Below are 14,348 nucleotides of genomic sequence, written 5' to 3' on the forward strand. Positions count from 1 at the left end.
TGTTTTCTTTCCACCAGACAAAAGAATGAGGGAAACGAGGCATGAAGAGACAGAAACGAGATCGCCTGGAACGGGCTCATCAACGTGGTTATCAGGCCGGCATCGCTGGACGTTCTAAAGAAATGTGTCCTTATCAGACGATAAATCAAAGGTCACAATGGCTTGGAGGCTGGCGAGAAGCCATCGGCGACAGGGCACTCATAGCCTGATAACGTCTCTTTAAAAAAAGAAACCTCCGCATTGCGGAGGTTTCGCCTTTCCGGGGTCTCGAAAGCAGTATCAGAACGCGGAAGTGTCCTGGAACAGACCCACTTTCAGGTCGCTCGCGCTATAGATCAGACGACCATCTACCAGCACTTCGCCATCCGCCAGGCCCATAATCAGACGGCGGTTAACGATGCGCTTGAAGTGAATACGATAGGTCACTTTCTTCGCTGTAGGCAGAACCTGGCCGGTGAATTTCACTTCGCCCACGCCCAGCGCGCGACCTTTACCTTCACCACCCAGCCAGCCCAGATAGAAGCCAACCAGCTGCCACATTGCATCGAGGCCCAGACAGCCAGGCATTACCGGATCGCCAATAAAGTGGCAACCGAAGAACCACAGGTCCGGGTTAATATCGAGTTCTGCTTCTACGTAACCCTTATCGAAGTTGCCGCCGGTTTCGGTCATTTTCACGACACGGTCCATCATCAGCATGTTCGGGGCCGGTAACTGAGGGCCATTAGCGCCAAACAGTTCACCGCGACCAGAGGCAAGAAGATCTTCTTTTGTATAGGATTCGCGTTTATCTACCATGTTCTCAATAAGCCTTATTTTAGTGAAGGACGCAGGATAGCTAACACGTGTACGCTGAACAAGTCCGATCAGTTCGAACTGAACCAGCCCAACCAGCGTAACGGCCATGGATAACGATGACGAGCATCCTGCTGCGTCGCCTGAGCAATTCGCTCCTGGATAGTCTGCATCAGGGTGGTCTGCCCTTCGCCATCCCATACCAGGTTTGTCAGTAAGGGTAGTGCATCCTCAATTCCTTCGATGGCCCAGATGGCGAATTGTTCCTGTTCAACGGCATCCAGAATATCCTGGCTAAGGCTTAAATGGCGTGCGTTGGGAGCAGGAATGATTACACCCTGCTTGCCGTTTAAACCGCGCTGCTGACAGATGGAGAAGAAACCTTCAATTTTTTCGTTGAGGCCACCTACTGGCTGAGCACGACCGAATTGATCCACCGAACCGGTGATGGCGATGTTCTGATTGATCGGCACTTCCGCCAGGGCGCTGATTAAGGCGCACAGCTCTGCCATAGAGGCGCTATCGCCATCCACTTCGCTGTAGGACTGCTCAAACGTCAGCGAGGCAGAGAAGGGGATCTGTTGCTCGAGCTGCAGCTCTGACATCAAAAACGCCTGCATGATCATCATGCCTTTCGCATGAATGTTTCCGCCCAGCTCGGCTTTCCGTTCGATATCGGTGAACTCACCGTCGCCAATATGTACAACGCAGCTGATTCGGGACGGTTCCCCGAACGCGCGCGGATGGCCAGGAAATTCAATCACCGACAGGGCGTTGATCTGCCCCACACGTTCGCCTTCGGTTTCTACCAGAATTTGTTCCAGCAGAATTTCATCCTGCATTCGGTCAGCAAGATAGCCTTCTCGCCACTCTCGCTGAGCCAGCATCTGGGTGAGCTGTTCTCCGCTGAAAGCACCGTTACCGCTGATAACGCCCACTTCACGCAGCTGTTTGCCAATCCAGAGCGGGCAGAGTGGCAGCGTTTCCTGGTCACCGGTATAGCGCACCGCTTCGCGAATCAAGCCGGGCCAGGCGTCAGCCGCTGGCGTTGGCAATGCAAAACGTTCAGCAACGGCCATCACCCACTGGCACCACTGCGCCATATCGTCGGCATCGGCAATCTGGATGTTGTCTTCGTATTCGCTATACACCGCCTGCTCAGCCAGCTCCGGCTCCATTTCCTGGAAGTCCGCCAGAGATTCACGGTCACCTGTCAACACGACGGTCAGCGACAGCGGCATAGACGGAACAGAGACAGGCAGAGGACGAGACTCATCGTAGCCGACCCAGTCAAAACGCTGCTGGTGTACGATGGTTTTCAGACGCATCCACAGCAGCGGCTGCGAGAGCAGAGTGCGCAATGAAATGATGAGGACACCGCCATTTGCACGATGTACCAGCCCCGGCTGCAGCGACAGTTCGCCGTTAAACTGGCGCAGGCAACCAAAGAGTTGTTCAGCCTCGACCCAGTTAGCGGTAATCACCTCGCCCTTAGCGGCAAAACGGCCATCAGCCTGAGCGGATGGTTCGAAAGTGACATCATGTCCCGCGATACGATATTGGCCGCCATAGACTGCGTTCGATTCCGGCTGCAGCTGGCGCACGGCGTTCCCAAGCAGCGTCAGGTATTCCGCTTCTTCCGGGGCTTTGAGCAGCATGAAGGGCGCTGTTGCCCACGGGCTTAACACCTGCTCCAGCGCATAATGCAAACGTGGCTGCGTATCGCTAAGGATGAATTCGTTTTCTTTTGCGAGATCTGGCTGTGCAAACAGTTCCTGATAACTTTCGGTATCCGGAACAAGGTCACGCCATGCAAGTTTCGTAATGGTCAAAGTTGATGTTTTTTAGTCAGATGTAAAAGCGTGGAGTATACCGTAAGCGGGGGGCTCTACCCAAGCAGGATTGGGGATTTCAAGAGGGGGATTGGCTGCATTCACCCACAGGATATGATTTCTTTTCAGCAGATTGCTAAAAAACTGATATTCTGAACAGAGTTACGTGGTAACACTGAGATCGCAATGAAATATCAACAACTGGAAAATCTCGAAAGCGGCTGGAAATGGAAGTACCTGGTCAAAAAGCACCGTGAAGGGGAGCTGATCACCTGCTACATCGAAGCCAGCGCTGCGCAAGAGGCCGTGGATATTTTGCTGACCCTCGAAAATGAACCGGTACAGGTTAACGGCTGGATTGAAAAACACATCAATCCAGCGCTGTTAAACCGGATGAAGCAAACTATCCGCGCGCGACGCAAACGGCATTTTAACGCTGAGCATCAGCACACGCGCAAAAAATCAATCGATCTGGAGTTCGTTGTCTGGCAACGCCTGGCGGGGCTGGCGCAACGCCGTGGCAAAACGCTGTCTGAAACTATCGTGCAGTTGATTGAGGATGCCGAACATAAAGAGAAGTACGCCAACCAGATGTCGACACTGAAGAACGATCTTCAGGCTCTGTTGGGTAAAAAGTAGATTTTTATTTTCTTCAGACAATAAAAAACCCCGCATTGCGGGGTTTTTTTATAAGACGATAACTTATGCCGCTGGCTGAGTTACAACGTCTTTGATGCCTTTAACTTCGATCTCTACGCGACGATCTGGAGCCAGGCAGTCGATCAGTGCAGCGCGAGCTTTCACGTTGTCACAGGTGTTGCCAGTAACTGGGTTAGATTCGCCCATACCACGTGGGGAGATCTTGTTAGCTGGGATACCTTTAGAGATCAGGTAATCAACAACAGACTGAGCACGTTTCTCAGACAGTTTCTGGTTGTAAGCGTCAGAACCGATACGGTCGGTGAAGCCCAGAACCACTACAGAACCGTCTTTAGGATCCAGGTTGCTCAGCTGGGTGTACAGCTGATCCAGTGCCTGCTGGCCTTCTGGTTTCAGAGTAGCTTTGTTGAAGTTGAACAGAACGTCAGACTTCAGAGTGAAGTGCTTGGTCTGTACTTCTGGAGCTGGAGCCGGCGCTGGAGCAACAACTGGTGCTGCATCTTCCTGCTGGCCGAAACGGTAGGAAACACCTACGCTCAGCATGCCGTTGTCTGGACGAACGCCAACGGTAGCACCGTCACCAATGTTGTTAACCCACTGGTATTCCAGACGGGTAGCGATGTCACGGGTCATAGCCCACTCAACGCCACCAGCGAATACTGGGGAAACACCGGTGTCATGGTCGTCGCCAGCGTTGCTGTTGCTGGAGTCAGCGCGCCATACCATGCCGCCCAGACGGGTGTACACGTCCAGATCGTCAGTTACTGGGTAACCCAGTTTAGCGGTCAGCTGAACGCCCTGTGCTTTGAAAGCGCCGTTTACGGTGTCGCCTTTGTATGGCATACGACCTAACCAGTCGTAACCCATTTCAAAACCAACATACGGGTTAACCTGATAGCCACCGAACGCACCTGCACCAAGCTGGCTCTCGTGAGTCGGGCCATCATTGTTGTTTGCGCTGTTGTACCAGCCGGTGTCGTGGAACTGAGACCAGCCCAGTTTACCACCTGCATACCAGGTATTATCTTTCGGAGCGGCCTGCGCTACGGTAGCGAAGCCAGCCAGTGCCACTGCAATCGCGATAGCTGTCTTTTTCATTTTTTGCGCCTCGTTATCATCCAAAATTCGCCATGAAAGTCTCAAGAGAGAATCACGGTTAAATCCTTCACCGGGGGGCGTGGTCAAATATAAATCTACCGATATCTTCGGCTTAGGCCGAGCACCCCTGGCGATGTAAAGTCTACAACGTAGCTGAAAACTTACAAGTGTGAAGTCCGTCAGGCATATGAAAAAAAAAGTTCCGTATACCTATTATTTAACATTTCGTGAACGAATTTTGTGCAATAAAATTAAGGAGAACCGCACCAGACAAGCCTTGCCGCAATTTTGAGGCCGGGAACTAAAACCGCATCCTGAGGTCAAAAAAAATTCCAGGAAAAATCTTAATTTCACTCAATGATACAAATTTGAGTGAATTTTTAGCCCAGAAAGTTGTCCTCTGCGGTAAGAATCCGATCGAACTGGACGCATAATAAACCCGATCGCACTCCCTTCTTCGGCCGCTTCAGTCAGACGGAAATGTTCCTCTTCCGTCAGTTCTTCCGATAACCATCCAATCACCACGCTGTAATTTCCGGTGCGTAAAGCGCGGATCATCGACTCAACGGTGTCGCAAGGCGAGAGTTGATTAATTTGCATGACCTTCGTCAGCGGCAGGCCAGCGGACTGAACCCACTCACGGCTCAGCTTTTGCTGAGGCGTAAGCCAAAGCTGCCAGCGCGATTGCTGACCGAGCTGTTGTAATAACGGCAACAGCAGAAGCTGCGTCAACAGGGGCTGGTCTTCACGGTAAACCACTTCACTGATAAGCCCTGTGGAAACACGCTCGACGGAATTCTGCGCGACATTGCCTGCGGCAGAAGAGAGAGAGGTTGCGCGATTTGCATAGCCTGAAGTGTGCATATTCATTCCAGCCCTGTAGTTACTGTATGGATATACAGTAACCCCTGTATGCATAAAGATCAACCTCATTTTCGGAAAGCGACTCGCAAAATTCATTCAATCTTGATGCCCGTCGAAAAATCATCTTGCTCAACGGCGATAAGTTGCCTATTTTCCTGCTAACGGATCCGCTAGTAAGAAATTTCGTTGTTAGTGAATGATTTTAAAAGGAAATATCATGAAAAAGATATCTTATGAACGGATTTATAAATCACAAGAATACCTCTCTCCGCTGGGCGAAATTCATCATCGGGCGCTGTTTGGCGGCTACACCCTGGCGGTGGATGATGCAGTTTTTGCCATGGTGTCAGATGGCGAGCTTTATCTTCGCGCCTGTGAGGAGAGTGCGAAGTACTGTGTAAAAAGTGCTGCCTCTTTTTTGACGCTGATGAAGCGAGGCCGTCCGGTGCTGCTCAATTACTATCGCGTGGATGACGGATTATGGCAGGACAGGGAGCGACTGCTCCAGCTCTCCTCGTTCGCGCTCAGTGCAGCAAGAAAAGAGCGCTACCTGCGCCATCAACGAAACCGGCTTAAGGATCTGCCGAACCTGACGTTTCAGCTTGAAGTCTTGCTTTTTGAAGCAGGCATTACCAATGAAGAAACACTCCGGACGCTGGGTGCCAGGGCAAGCTGGCTGAAAATGCGGGCTAAAAATAAAGCGCTCAGTATTAAAGTGCTCTTCGCACTTGAAGGGGCTATTGAAGGCCTGCATGAGGCGGCGCTCCCGGCAGGCATTCGCCGGGAGCTGACGGAGTGGTTTAATGGGCTGCCTGAGCCGCAGGATAATCACTCTTCCAGGTAGCGATTTGCTGTTGCAGCCGGCAAATTTCAGGCAGCAAAGCGATGAGCAGGCCTATTTGCTGCAGAACCAGCGGCGCTTTGCTGTCGTTTCCCGGGTCCAGATGCGCAATGCGTTGAGCCAGTTCATCCAGAGCCTGCTGAACGCGTGGTTCATCGGCTGGTCGGTGATGAAGCGCGTCATCGACATAGCAGACGGCGTCATCCAGCAGGTTAAGGATACCGGGGTTGGTGAGTTTCTCACGGTGGGCACCCAGCGTCGAAATATAGCTGGTGAAGGTATGGTTCAGGCAAAGCAGGCGGAAAGCGGTCTCACGTATCTCTGCCGTGGCGCGAGGCTCCGTTGACATGTTAGAGACAACAGAGGCCAGTTCTGCGTCGCTGTTGTGCGCATCGCGACGTGCTATGCGGTATGCCAGACGGTTATCGCGGCCCTGATGATACTGCTCAAGGATGGCGTCAAGGTAGCGACAGTTGGCGTTCATCGCCCTCTCTACCACGCGCGGCAAATTACGAAAACGCCAGTCCGGCCAGATAAAGCTGACCGCAGCCCAGGCAATAGCGCAGCCAATCAGGGTATCGATCACGCGGGGCAGGGCGACCTCAAACCCTTCACCCAGCAGGTTAAAGCAGAGCAGCACCAGCAGCGTGATGAACATGGTGGCATGCGCATACTGCACGTTGCGAAACGCGAAGAACAGCACGCCGGTGATCACGATCAGAATCAGCTGGCCTTCAATGGAGGGCACGAAATAGAGCACAGGTAGCCCAATCGCGACGCCGACCAGCGTGCCGATAATACGCAGCGCAAGACGATGCCGCGTAGCGTTATAGTTCGGCTGGCAGACGAACAGGCTGGTCAACAGGATCCAGTAGCCGTGATGCAGCCCGGTTATCTGAATAAAGGCATAACCCACGCACAGCACCAGTGACATTCTCACCGCGTGGCGAAAAAGAGCCGACTCCGGCGTAAAGTTGCGGCTCAGCCGTAGCCACATATCGCTAACGCTGTGCACGCTGTCATCAGCAAGCTGATTGTCCACCTCGCTGCCCGGAAGCGCCATTGCCTGCTCGGACTCAATGGTCGCCAGCTGAGCATCAATCGCCCGCAGGTTATTGAGCAGAAATCCCAGTGCTTTGATGTTTTCCGGCGACGTTCCGCTGGCCTGAACGCGGTCAAGGGCCGCGTCAAGATGGCTAAATACGCGTTCAAAGCGCGGGTCATGCTGATAGGGCGTGCGCAGCAGAATGGAGCGCGAGAGCTGCTGGCACGCCTGGGACTGCATGGACAGCAGGCGCTGGAAGCGGAACATCACGTCGCTGTAGCGGAACTTCTCGCGCAGGGCGGCATACTGAACGTGTGAGGAGCTGGCGCGTTCATGAATGTCCTGCGCGGCAAAATAGTAGTGTAGGGTCCGTCGCGTTCCGCGCTGACCGCGATCGCCGCGCAGACGGGTAAGCAGAGAGGCTTTTGTCTGGTTAAGGGTGGCGACCAGTTGACCGTTTGCCAGCGCCAGATCGTAGAGCGGTGCCTGGCTTTCCTCTTCGATATCCGGGTCGAACAGCCGGGACTTCAGTTCCAGATAGTGGGCTAGCTGCTCAAAGCTGCGGGCAAGGTTATCCTGCAGGGGGCGAACCGGGAAGATAAGATGTCCGGTTAACGTCAGCAGGTTATACCAGATGGCGCCCAGCAACAGCAGAACCGGCTGCTGGTACCACTGGTCGTAAAGGGACACGCCCAGCATGGTATAGATGGCGATCAGCAATGCGCCAAACGCGATGGTGGCATAGCGCTGCCCAAGGCCGCCCAGCAAAATAAACCCGCTGGTTGAGAGCGTAAGACCCAGGGCAAACAGCCAGGGCCACGGGAAAAGCAGCTCAACGGAAGCTGACGCAATAAAAAAGCAGATGAGCGTAATGACCAGGTTACGTAAACGCCCGGCCAGACGATCGTCCAGGTCCGCAAGCGCCCCGGCCACCACCCCCAGCGTAAGCGGAATGGTGAGTTTGACATCATTCAGCCACCAGGGCAGGGCAACCGTGCCGCAAAGCGCGATAAATATCCTGACGTTATAAAGCCAGGTGCTATTCCAGGTATAACGGCGAAGCAGTGGGCTTAGCATAAACGCGGCCAGTCCTTATTTACTGAAAACGACGACGCGCGTTTGCTTCACGCGCCGCCTGAGCCACTTCTACCGGAACAACCCTGCGCCCGACGGGCCAAAGAGCGATAGCGGCGATCTTAAAGTTTGCGATCCCCACCGGAATACCAATAATCGTGATGCACTGCGCAATACCCGCAAAAATATGCATGATGCACAGCCACCAGCCGAAGAAAATCAGCCAAAGAATGTTCAGCAGGGTCCCGCCCGTGTTCATCAGGGCGTTTTTGCTCTCCGGATTCAGCTCGTCAACGTGGATGGCTTCATTCCCGTAGGGGATCAAGGAGAGTTTTGTGATTTCCCAGCAGGAACGGGTCAGGGGAAGCGTGAAAATCAGGACGATGCTCACCAGCGTGGCAAAAAGCCAGGAAAGGGTGGTGGCAAAACCGCCCAGCACAAAATTCAACACATTCAGAACGGTACGCATAAACCCTCACTTCCTTTCGATAAAATTAACGCCCAATGATTGTAACGTTTTTTTAGGCTGGAGCACCTTAAAACTGGCAGTTAAACTGTCAGGTAAATTATCTCTTCGTGGATTTGGCGGGACATGGAACTGAAAGCAACTTCGTTAGGCAAACGCCTGGCGCAACACCCTTACGACAGGGTTGTTCTCCTTAATGCCGGGGTGAAAGTCTCCGGAGAACGCCACGAATACCTTATTCCGTTTAATCAGCTTCTGGCTATCCACTGCAAACGCGGGCTGGTGTGGGGCGAGCTGGAGTTCGTTCTGCCTGACGATAAAGTCGTGCGTCTTCACGGCACCGAGTGGGCGGAAACCCAGCGTTTTCATCACCACCTGAACGCGCTCTGGCAGCAGTGGAGCCAGGACATGAGCGTCATTGCCGCCCAGGTGCTGCAACAGGTGCTGGACGATATCGCGCAAAGCAACGCGCAGCACGCGTGGCTGACCCGCCAGCAGACCTCCGGGTTACAGCAAAAAATCAGGCAGGCGCTCGCGGCGCTGCCGTTATCGGTGACGCGTCTCGATGAGTTTGACAATTGTCGCGATGCCTGGCGCCAGTGTCAGGCCTGGCTGAATGACAGGGATAAAAGCCGGCTTGCCCACAATCAGGCGTGGACGGACGCCATGCTCACCCGATACGCCGATTTTTTCAGTACGGTGGAATCTTCACCGCTTAACCCGGCCCAGGCGCGCGCGGTGGTTAACGGCGAGCAATCCCTGCTGGTGCTTGCGGGTGCCGGTAGCGGTAAAACGTCGGTGCTGGTGGCGCGTGCAGGCTGGCTGCTGACGACCGGGGAAGCGGTCGCCGATCAAATCCTGCTTCTGGCCTTTGGCCGCAAGGCAGCTCAGGAGATGGACGAACGAATTCAGGAACGCCTGCACACCCGGGATATCACCGCCAGGACCTTCCACGCGCTTGCGCTGCACATTATTCAGCAGGGCAGTAAAAAAGTACCTTCCATCAGTAAACTGGAAAACGACACGCAGGCGCGGCAGGCTCTGTTTATCAAAACGTGGCGCCAGCAGTGCAGTGAGAAAAAGGCGCAGGCGAAAGGATGGCGGCAGTGGCTGGAGGAGGAGCTCAGTTGGGAGGTGCCAGAGGGCAGCTTCTGGCAGGATGACAAGCTGGCGCGTCGGTTAGGCTCGCGGCTTGACCGCTGGGTCAGCCTGATGCGAATGCACGGCGGATCGCAGGCGGAGATGATTGAGGGCGCGCCGGAGGAGATCCGCGATCTGTTTTCGAAGCGGGTCAAGCTGATGGCACCGCTGCTGAAGGCCTGGAAAACCGCGCTGAAAGCGGAAAATGCCGTTGATTTCTCCGGTTTGATCCATCAGGCCATTATCATTCTTGAGAAGGGGCGTTTTGTCAGCCCGTGGAAACATATTCTGGTGGATGAGTTCCAGGATATCTCTCCGCAGCGTGCCGCATTGCTCTCGGCGCTGCGGGCGCAAAATAAACATACGTCGCTGTTTGCGGTTGGGGACGACTGGCAGGCCATCTATCGCTTCAGCGGGGCGCAGCTCTCCCTGACGACCGCGTTTCACCACTATTTTGGCGAAGGGGATCGCAGCGATCTGGATACCACCTACCGCTTCAACTCACGGATTGGGGAAATCGCCAACCGCTTTATCCAGCAGAACCCGCATCAGCTGGCAAAGCCGCTCAATAGCCTGCGGCCGGGAGATAAAAAAGCCGTCACCCTGCTGGCGGATGACCAGCTGGAGCCGCTGCTGGACAAGCTCAGCGGCTATGCGAAGCCTGATGAACGTATCCTGGTGCTGGCGCGTTATCACCACCTCAAACCCGCGGCGCTGGAAAAAGCCGCCACCCGCTGGCCAAAGCTGCAGCTTGAGTTTATGACCATTCACGCCAGCAAAGGGCAGCAGGCCGACTATGTCATTGTGCTGGGGCTGAAAGAGGGCAGCGACGGTTTCCCGGCTCCGGCCCGTGAGTCGGTCATGGAGCAGGCCCTGCTGCCGGTGCCGGAAGACTTCCCGGATGCCGAAGAGCGGCGTTTGCTGTATGTGGCAATGACCCGCGCGCGGCATCGCGTGTGGCTGCTGTTTAATAAAGAGGAGCCATCCGCGTTTGTCGATATTCTGAAGAGTATTGATGTGCCGGTGGCGCGGAAGCCATAACGCCGCCGGGCAAGGATGGGTAGGCCGGGTAAGGCGTAGCCGCCACCCGGCAAAAAAAGCTACTTCAATCTGTCGGAAAGATAGCGCTGATAGTCCGGAATCAGAATATCAACCGGTGAGTTAAACTGAGGCGATTCGATGATGAAATCCGCCGTCGACAGGTTCGTCGCCACCGGGATATTCCACACCGTCGCCAGGCGCAGCAGCGCTTTGACATCCGGATCGTGCGGCACCGCGTTCAGCGGGTCCCAGAAGAAGATCAGCACATCAATCTTTCCTTCGGAAATCTGCGCGCCTACCTGCTGATCGCCGCCCATCGGGCCGCTCAGCATCGCATTCACCTCCAGACCCGTTTCGCGCTGGATCAGGTTACCGGTTGTGCCGGTCGCCGACAGGGCGTGCTTTTCCAGCGAAGGCTGATGGCGGCGAACCCAGTTAAGCAGCATTTGTTTACAGTGATCGTGCGCAACCAGAGCAATGTGTTTGCGTTCCGGCAGCGTGCGTGTTGTCAGTTCCATAATCATATCCATCAGGTTAACTGACTACACGATGACGGGAACCGTCTGACGCTGCAAGAGTAAGGCGTAAAAAATGTGGTTTATGATGAAGGTTGTTGTTTTGCCCACTGTAAAAACCGGGCTCGCGTATCGGGATCGGCCTGCTGGAACCAGAATTTGAGGCGCTGTTCCGTCAGGGTCTGGGACTGGGGAGGAATAACGTCCAGCTCAGACACGCCGGATAGCAGCGTACTGTCGTCAGCCATCATGGTGGCAAACTGCGGAAGCGAGGCGCGTTTACCCGCTTTGTTGTAGGACTGTGTCGCGGCCTCGTAATCCACGCCTTTCGGTGAGGTCGTCAACGCCAGAATATCCAGCTTTACCGGAATCGGCATTGCATCGCCATCCAGCAGCTCAACGCGCGGCGCAGCGTCAAAGGCCGCAGACTCTTTCTCCGTTTCAAGTCGAGGCAGGGTAATGTTCACCTGACTGATTTGCCGGGTATTAAAGCTGACAATCAGCGGTGGGGAGATATATATCCTTTGCTCACGATTAGCCAGCCCGATCGATTTTTCTACCCGGAATACCAGCTGATGCGGCCCGTTATCCAGCTCAATGCTGTCTGCACCGCGCAATAACGAGCTGGAGACCTTTTTTCCGTCCAGAACCAGGAGATCGATGTCGGTAGAGAGCCGAAGCGTGGTCGCAAAAACGCAGGCCGGCATCACTAACGCAATCAGAGCAGTGGCAATACCGGTTTTCATAGAAGGCTCCCGTCAGAAATCCTGTCGCCGCATTAATGTATCTAAATTTTTCGATAATCACGTTTACTAACATATAGACATATTTCGCCGTTTTGCCCTCATACATCTGTATGGGATGGATGGTTGAGATCTGCGGTTTGGCGTACACTTTTAAAAAAGCCAGGAGGAAAACCATGAAAGAGAACGATATTGCCGAGATTCTGACATCCACGCGCACCATTGCGCTGGTGGGCGCGAGCGACAAACCCGATCGTCCAAGCTATCGGGTGATGAAATACCTTCTCGATCAGGGTTATCACGTTATCCCGGTGTCGCCAAAAGTGGCGGGGAAAACCTTACTGGGCCAGCAGGGTTACGCCACGCTCGCTGAGGTGCCGGAAAAAATTGATATGGTCGATGTCTTCCGCAATTCCGAGGCGGCATGGGAAGTGGCGCAGGACGCTATCGCCGTAGGGGCGAAAACGCTGTGGATGCAGCTGGGCGTGATTAACGAGCAGGCCGCCGTGCTGGCGCGGGATGCGGGGTTGAACGTCGTCATGGATCGCTGTCCGGCGATCGATATCCCCCGACTGGGGCTGGCGAAGTAATAAAAAAAAGCCCGTTCATCGGGCTTTTTTTACACGCTTAGTTGCGCAGGCGCGGGGCCTGTAACTGTTTGCGGATAGTCTGAGCAAGTTCATCCATCGTGGGTTGCTCCGGATGCTCTTCCTGCAGCTCGCTGCTTAGCTGCGCTTCGGCCAGATAGGTGTGGACGGGCTGTCCATCATCACCTTCCATCACCACATGGTACCAGGGCGCGGCGCGAAGCTCTGCGTTCACCGCCAGCTCGTCTGCTGACGGTTCATCAAGGGAATACTCCGGGTCGATATCCACGACCACACCCAAATACCCTAGCAAAGTGTGGCGGACCTGCTGGCCGATACCGAATTTGCTGGCAATCATAGTCACCTCCCGGGAAATACGACTTACACGTTATGTGCGGGCAATATTTCTCTTTTCAAGTTACATGACGCGACAGGCAAACCCTTTCAGATAGAGCCCTTCCGGATAGGTAGCAATCACCGGGTGATCGGCGGCCTGACGGAACTGCTCTATAAATTGTACATCACGGCCAGCATCTATTGCGGCATCGGCGATGATTTTCTGAAATAAATCTGTGGTCATCAGGCCGGAGCAGGAGAACGTGAGCAGAACCCCGCCCGGGTTCAGCAGCTGGATGGCCAGCATGTTGATATCTTTATACCCGCGGCAGGCGCCCATCAGCTGGCTTTTGTTTTCCACAAACTTTGGCGGATCCATCACGATGACGTCGAACTTCTCGCCACCATCGCGATATTTACGCAGCAGCTTGAAGACGTCATCGCGAACAAACTCGGCTTTGCTCAAGTCCAGCTTGTTGAGCTCGACGTTCTGTTTTGCCACGTCCAGCGCTTCCTGCGAGGTGTCCACGCTGACAACCTGGGCACAGCCGCCCATCAGCGCTGAAACGGCGAAACCGCCGGTATAGGAGAAGCAGTTCAGCACGCGTTTGTCGGCAACGTACTGACGCGTAGCCAGACGGCTGTCGCGCTGGTCGAGGTAATACCCCGTTTTATGCCCGCCCTGAATATCCACCAGCAGCTTCATGCCGTGCTCTTCAATCGGCAGCAGGGCAGGCGGCAGTTCGCCGGTCACTGGGCCTTGCGTCAGCTCCATGCCCTCTTTTTTGCGCACCGCCACATCGCTGCGGTCGTAAATGGCGCACTGCGGGAACAGGGTTTGCAGCGCGCTAATCAGCGCGGCACGCTGATACTCCGCCCCGGCGCTCAGCAGCTGCAGCACCAGGAAGTGACCGAAGCGGTCAATGGTGACGCCCGGCAGACCGTCGGACTCACCGGCAATCAGGCGGTAGCTGTCCAGCCCGTCGCGTTTTGCCAGCCATTCGCGCCACTGCTGCGCCTGCTGCAGGCGGCGAACGAAGAAGTCGATATCGATGGTTTCATCTTTATCGAAGGTCCAGACGCGGGCACGGATCTGGGACGCTGGCGAGTAAGCGCCTCGCGCTAACCATTTCCCCTGATGGTCAACGATATCAATGGTTTCACCGAGGCTGGCTTTGCCTTCCATACGGGCAACTGCGCCGGAAAAGACCCAGGGATGACGGCGCAGTAATGACTTCTCGCGCCCTTTGGCTAACACTAAACGTACACTCATAATTTGCTGTTCTGTCGGTTTCAGGAAATGGCGCGTAG

The 14,348-nt window shown here is 54.7% G+C and carries 15 protein-coding genes; 5 read left to right on the plus strand and 10 right to left on the minus strand.

Going from position 1 to position 14,348, the window contains the following annotated elements:
- Nucleotides 1–41: 41 nt before the first annotated feature.
- Nucleotides 42–209: a ribosome modulation factor gene (gene rmf, locus M2433_RS08240; RefSeq protein ID WP_013097261.1), complete on the plus strand. Its 168-nt coding sequence runs from the start codon at nucleotides 42–44 to the stop codon at nucleotides 207–209.
- A 70-nt stretch (nucleotides 210–279) separates the two neighbouring features.
- On the opposite strand, the gene fabA is transcribed toward rmf, so the two are convergent.
- Together fabA and M2433_RS08250 are read right to left on the minus strand one after the other, a co-directional pair.
- Nucleotides 280–798: a 3-hydroxyacyl-[acyl-carrier-protein] dehydratase FabA gene (gene fabA, locus M2433_RS08245; protein WP_047347377.1), complete on the minus strand. Its 519-nt coding sequence runs from the start codon at nucleotides 796–798 to the stop codon at nucleotides 280–282.
- 68 nt (nucleotides 799–866) lie between these two features.
- On the minus strand, nucleotides 867–2,627 hold the full coding sequence (locus M2433_RS08250; protein ID WP_429053182.1) for an AAA family ATPase: 1,761 nt from the start codon (nucleotides 2,625–2,627) through the stop codon (nucleotides 867–869).
- 186 nt (nucleotides 2,628–2,813) lie between these two features.
- Between M2433_RS08250 and matP the strand changes: the two genes are divergently transcribed.
- Nucleotides 2,814–3,266 (plus strand): macrodomain Ter protein MatP, encoded by a 453-nt coding sequence (gene matP / locus M2433_RS08255; RefSeq protein WP_008499929.1) that lies wholly within the window; start codon nucleotides 2,814–2,816, stop codon nucleotides 3,264–3,266.
- Between the two features lie 63 nt (nucleotides 3,267–3,329).
- On the opposite strand, the gene ompA is transcribed toward matP, so the two are convergent.
- Together ompA and sulA are read right to left on the minus strand one after the other, a co-directional pair.
- Nucleotides 3,330–4,385, minus strand: coding sequence for a porin OmpA (gene ompA, locus M2433_RS08260; RefSeq protein WP_123138579.1), 1,056 nt, complete (start codon nucleotides 4,383–4,385; stop codon nucleotides 3,330–3,332).
- Nucleotides 4,386–4,739: 354 nt separating this feature from the next.
- A complete protein-coding gene (gene sulA, locus M2433_RS08265; protein WP_059310392.1) occupies nucleotides 4,740–5,249 on the minus strand; it encodes an SOS-induced cell division inhibitor SulA in 510 nt (169 codons plus the stop codon).
- 217 nt (nucleotides 5,250–5,466) lie between these two features.
- On the opposite strand from sulA, the gene M2433_RS08270 reads away from it, so the two are divergent.
- The gene (locus M2433_RS08270) at nucleotides 5,467–6,093 is read left to right on the plus strand and encodes a TfoX/Sxy family DNA transformation protein (protein ID WP_429053180.1); all 627 of its coding nucleotides are present in this window, start codon (nucleotides 5,467–5,469) and stop codon (nucleotides 6,091–6,093) included.
- On the opposite strand, the gene yccS is transcribed toward M2433_RS08270, so the two are convergent.
- Nucleotides 6,050–8,212 (minus strand): YccS family putative transporter, encoded by a 2,163-nt coding sequence (gene yccS / locus M2433_RS08275; protein WP_059310390.1) that lies wholly within the window; start codon nucleotides 8,210–8,212, stop codon nucleotides 6,050–6,052. The genes M2433_RS08270 and yccS overlap by 44 nt on opposite strands.
- Nucleotides 8,213–8,231: 19 nt before the next feature.
- Nucleotides 8,232–8,678 (minus strand): YccF domain-containing protein, encoded by a 447-nt coding sequence (locus tag M2433_RS08280; RefSeq protein WP_023311032.1) that lies wholly within the window; start codon nucleotides 8,676–8,678, stop codon nucleotides 8,232–8,234.
- 123 nt (nucleotides 8,679–8,801) lie between these two features.
- Between M2433_RS08280 and helD the strand changes: the two genes are divergently transcribed.
- On the plus strand, nucleotides 8,802–10,856 hold the full coding sequence (gene helD, locus M2433_RS08285; RefSeq protein ID WP_429053178.1) for a DNA helicase IV: 2,055 nt from the start codon (nucleotides 8,802–8,804) through the stop codon (nucleotides 10,854–10,856).
- A 59-nt stretch (nucleotides 10,857–10,915) separates the two neighbouring features.
- Here helD and mgsA read toward each other — a convergent pair whose 3' ends face one another.
- Both mgsA and csgI read right to left on the minus strand, forming a co-directional pair.
- Nucleotides 10,916–11,374 (minus strand): methylglyoxal synthase, encoded by a 459-nt coding sequence (gene mgsA, locus M2433_RS08290; RefSeq protein WP_429053177.1) that lies wholly within the window; start codon nucleotides 11,372–11,374, stop codon nucleotides 10,916–10,918.
- 80 nt (nucleotides 11,375–11,454) lie between these two features.
- The gene (gene csgI, locus M2433_RS08295; RefSeq protein WP_429053176.1) at nucleotides 11,455–12,117 is read right to left on the minus strand and encodes a curli synthesis inhibitor; all 663 of its coding nucleotides are present in this window, start codon (nucleotides 12,115–12,117) and stop codon (nucleotides 11,455–11,457) included.
- Between the two features lie 173 nt (nucleotides 12,118–12,290).
- Here csgI and M2433_RS08300 point away from each other — a divergent pair, with 173 nt between their 5' ends.
- Nucleotides 12,291–12,704, plus strand: coding sequence for a CoA-binding protein (locus tag M2433_RS08300; RefSeq protein WP_047346875.1), 414 nt, complete (start codon nucleotides 12,291–12,293; stop codon nucleotides 12,702–12,704).
- Nucleotides 12,705–12,741: 37 nt separating this feature from the next.
- On the opposite strand, the gene hspQ is transcribed toward M2433_RS08300, so the two are convergent.
- Together hspQ and rlmI are read right to left on the minus strand one after the other, a co-directional pair.
- Nucleotides 12,742–13,059 carry a heat shock protein HspQ gene (gene hspQ, locus M2433_RS08305; protein WP_008499919.1) on the minus strand — a complete coding sequence of 106 codons (318 nt, stop codon included), beginning with the start codon at nucleotides 13,057–13,059 and terminating at the stop codon, nucleotides 12,742–12,744.
- A 60-nt stretch (nucleotides 13,060–13,119) separates the two neighbouring features.
- The gene (rlmI, locus tag M2433_RS08310) at nucleotides 13,120–14,310 is read right to left on the minus strand and encodes a 23S rRNA (cytosine(1962)-C(5))-methyltransferase RlmI (protein ID WP_059310387.1); all 1,191 of its coding nucleotides are present in this window, start codon (nucleotides 14,308–14,310) and stop codon (nucleotides 13,120–13,122) included.
- Nucleotides 14,311–14,348: the final 38 nt, after the last annotated feature.

It is taken from the genome of Enterobacter sp. AC1 (assembly GCF_050434705.1).
GTDB lineage: Bacteria > Pseudomonadota > Gammaproteobacteria > Enterobacterales > Enterobacteriaceae > Enterobacter > Enterobacter cloacae_L.

Bases quoted from the DNA above. Each gene is read 5' to 3' on its own strand.
- rmf (WP_013097261.1), top strand. From the start codon at position 42: ATGAAGAGACAGAAACGAGATCGCCTGGAACGGGCTCATCAACGTGGT.
- fabA (WP_047347377.1), bottom strand. From the start codon at position 798: ATGGTAGATAAACGCGAATCCTATACAAAAGAAGATCTTCTTGCCTCT.
- matP (WP_008499929.1), top strand. From the start codon at position 2,814: ATGAAATATCAACAACTGGAAAATCTCGAAAGCGGCTGGAAATGGAAG.
- ompA (WP_123138579.1), bottom strand. From the start codon at position 4,385: ATGAAAAAGACAGCTATCGCGATTGCAGTGGCACTGGCTGGCTTCGCT.
- sulA (WP_059310392.1), bottom strand. From the start codon at position 5,249: ATGCACACTTCAGGCTATGCAAATCGCGCAACCTCTCTCTCTTCTGCC.
- M2433_RS08270 (WP_429053180.1), top strand. From the start codon at position 5,467: ATGAAAAAGATATCTTATGAACGGATTTATAAATCACAAGAATACCTC.
- yccS (WP_059310390.1), bottom strand. From the start codon at position 8,212: ATGCTAAGCCCACTGCTTCGCCGTTATACCTGGAATAGCACCTGGCTT.
- M2433_RS08280 (WP_023311032.1), bottom strand. From the start codon at position 8,678: ATGCGTACCGTTCTGAATGTGTTGAATTTTGTGCTGGGCGGTTTTGCC.
- helD (WP_429053178.1), top strand. From the start codon at position 8,802: ATGGAACTGAAAGCAACTTCGTTAGGCAAACGCCTGGCGCAACACCCT.
- mgsA (WP_429053177.1), bottom strand. From the start codon at position 11,374: ATGGAACTGACAACACGCACGCTGCCGGAACGCAAACACATTGCTCTG.
- csgI (WP_429053176.1), bottom strand. From the start codon at position 12,117: ATGAAAACCGGTATTGCCACTGCTCTGATTGCGTTAGTGATGCCGGCC.
- M2433_RS08300 (WP_047346875.1), top strand. From the start codon at position 12,291: ATGAAAGAGAACGATATTGCCGAGATTCTGACATCCACGCGCACCATT.
- hspQ (WP_008499919.1), bottom strand. From the start codon at position 13,059: ATGATTGCCAGCAAATTCGGTATCGGCCAGCAGGTCCGCCACACTTTG.
- rlmI (WP_059310387.1), bottom strand. From the start codon at position 14,310: ATGAGTGTACGTTTAGTGTTAGCCAAAGGGCGCGAGAAGTCATTACTG.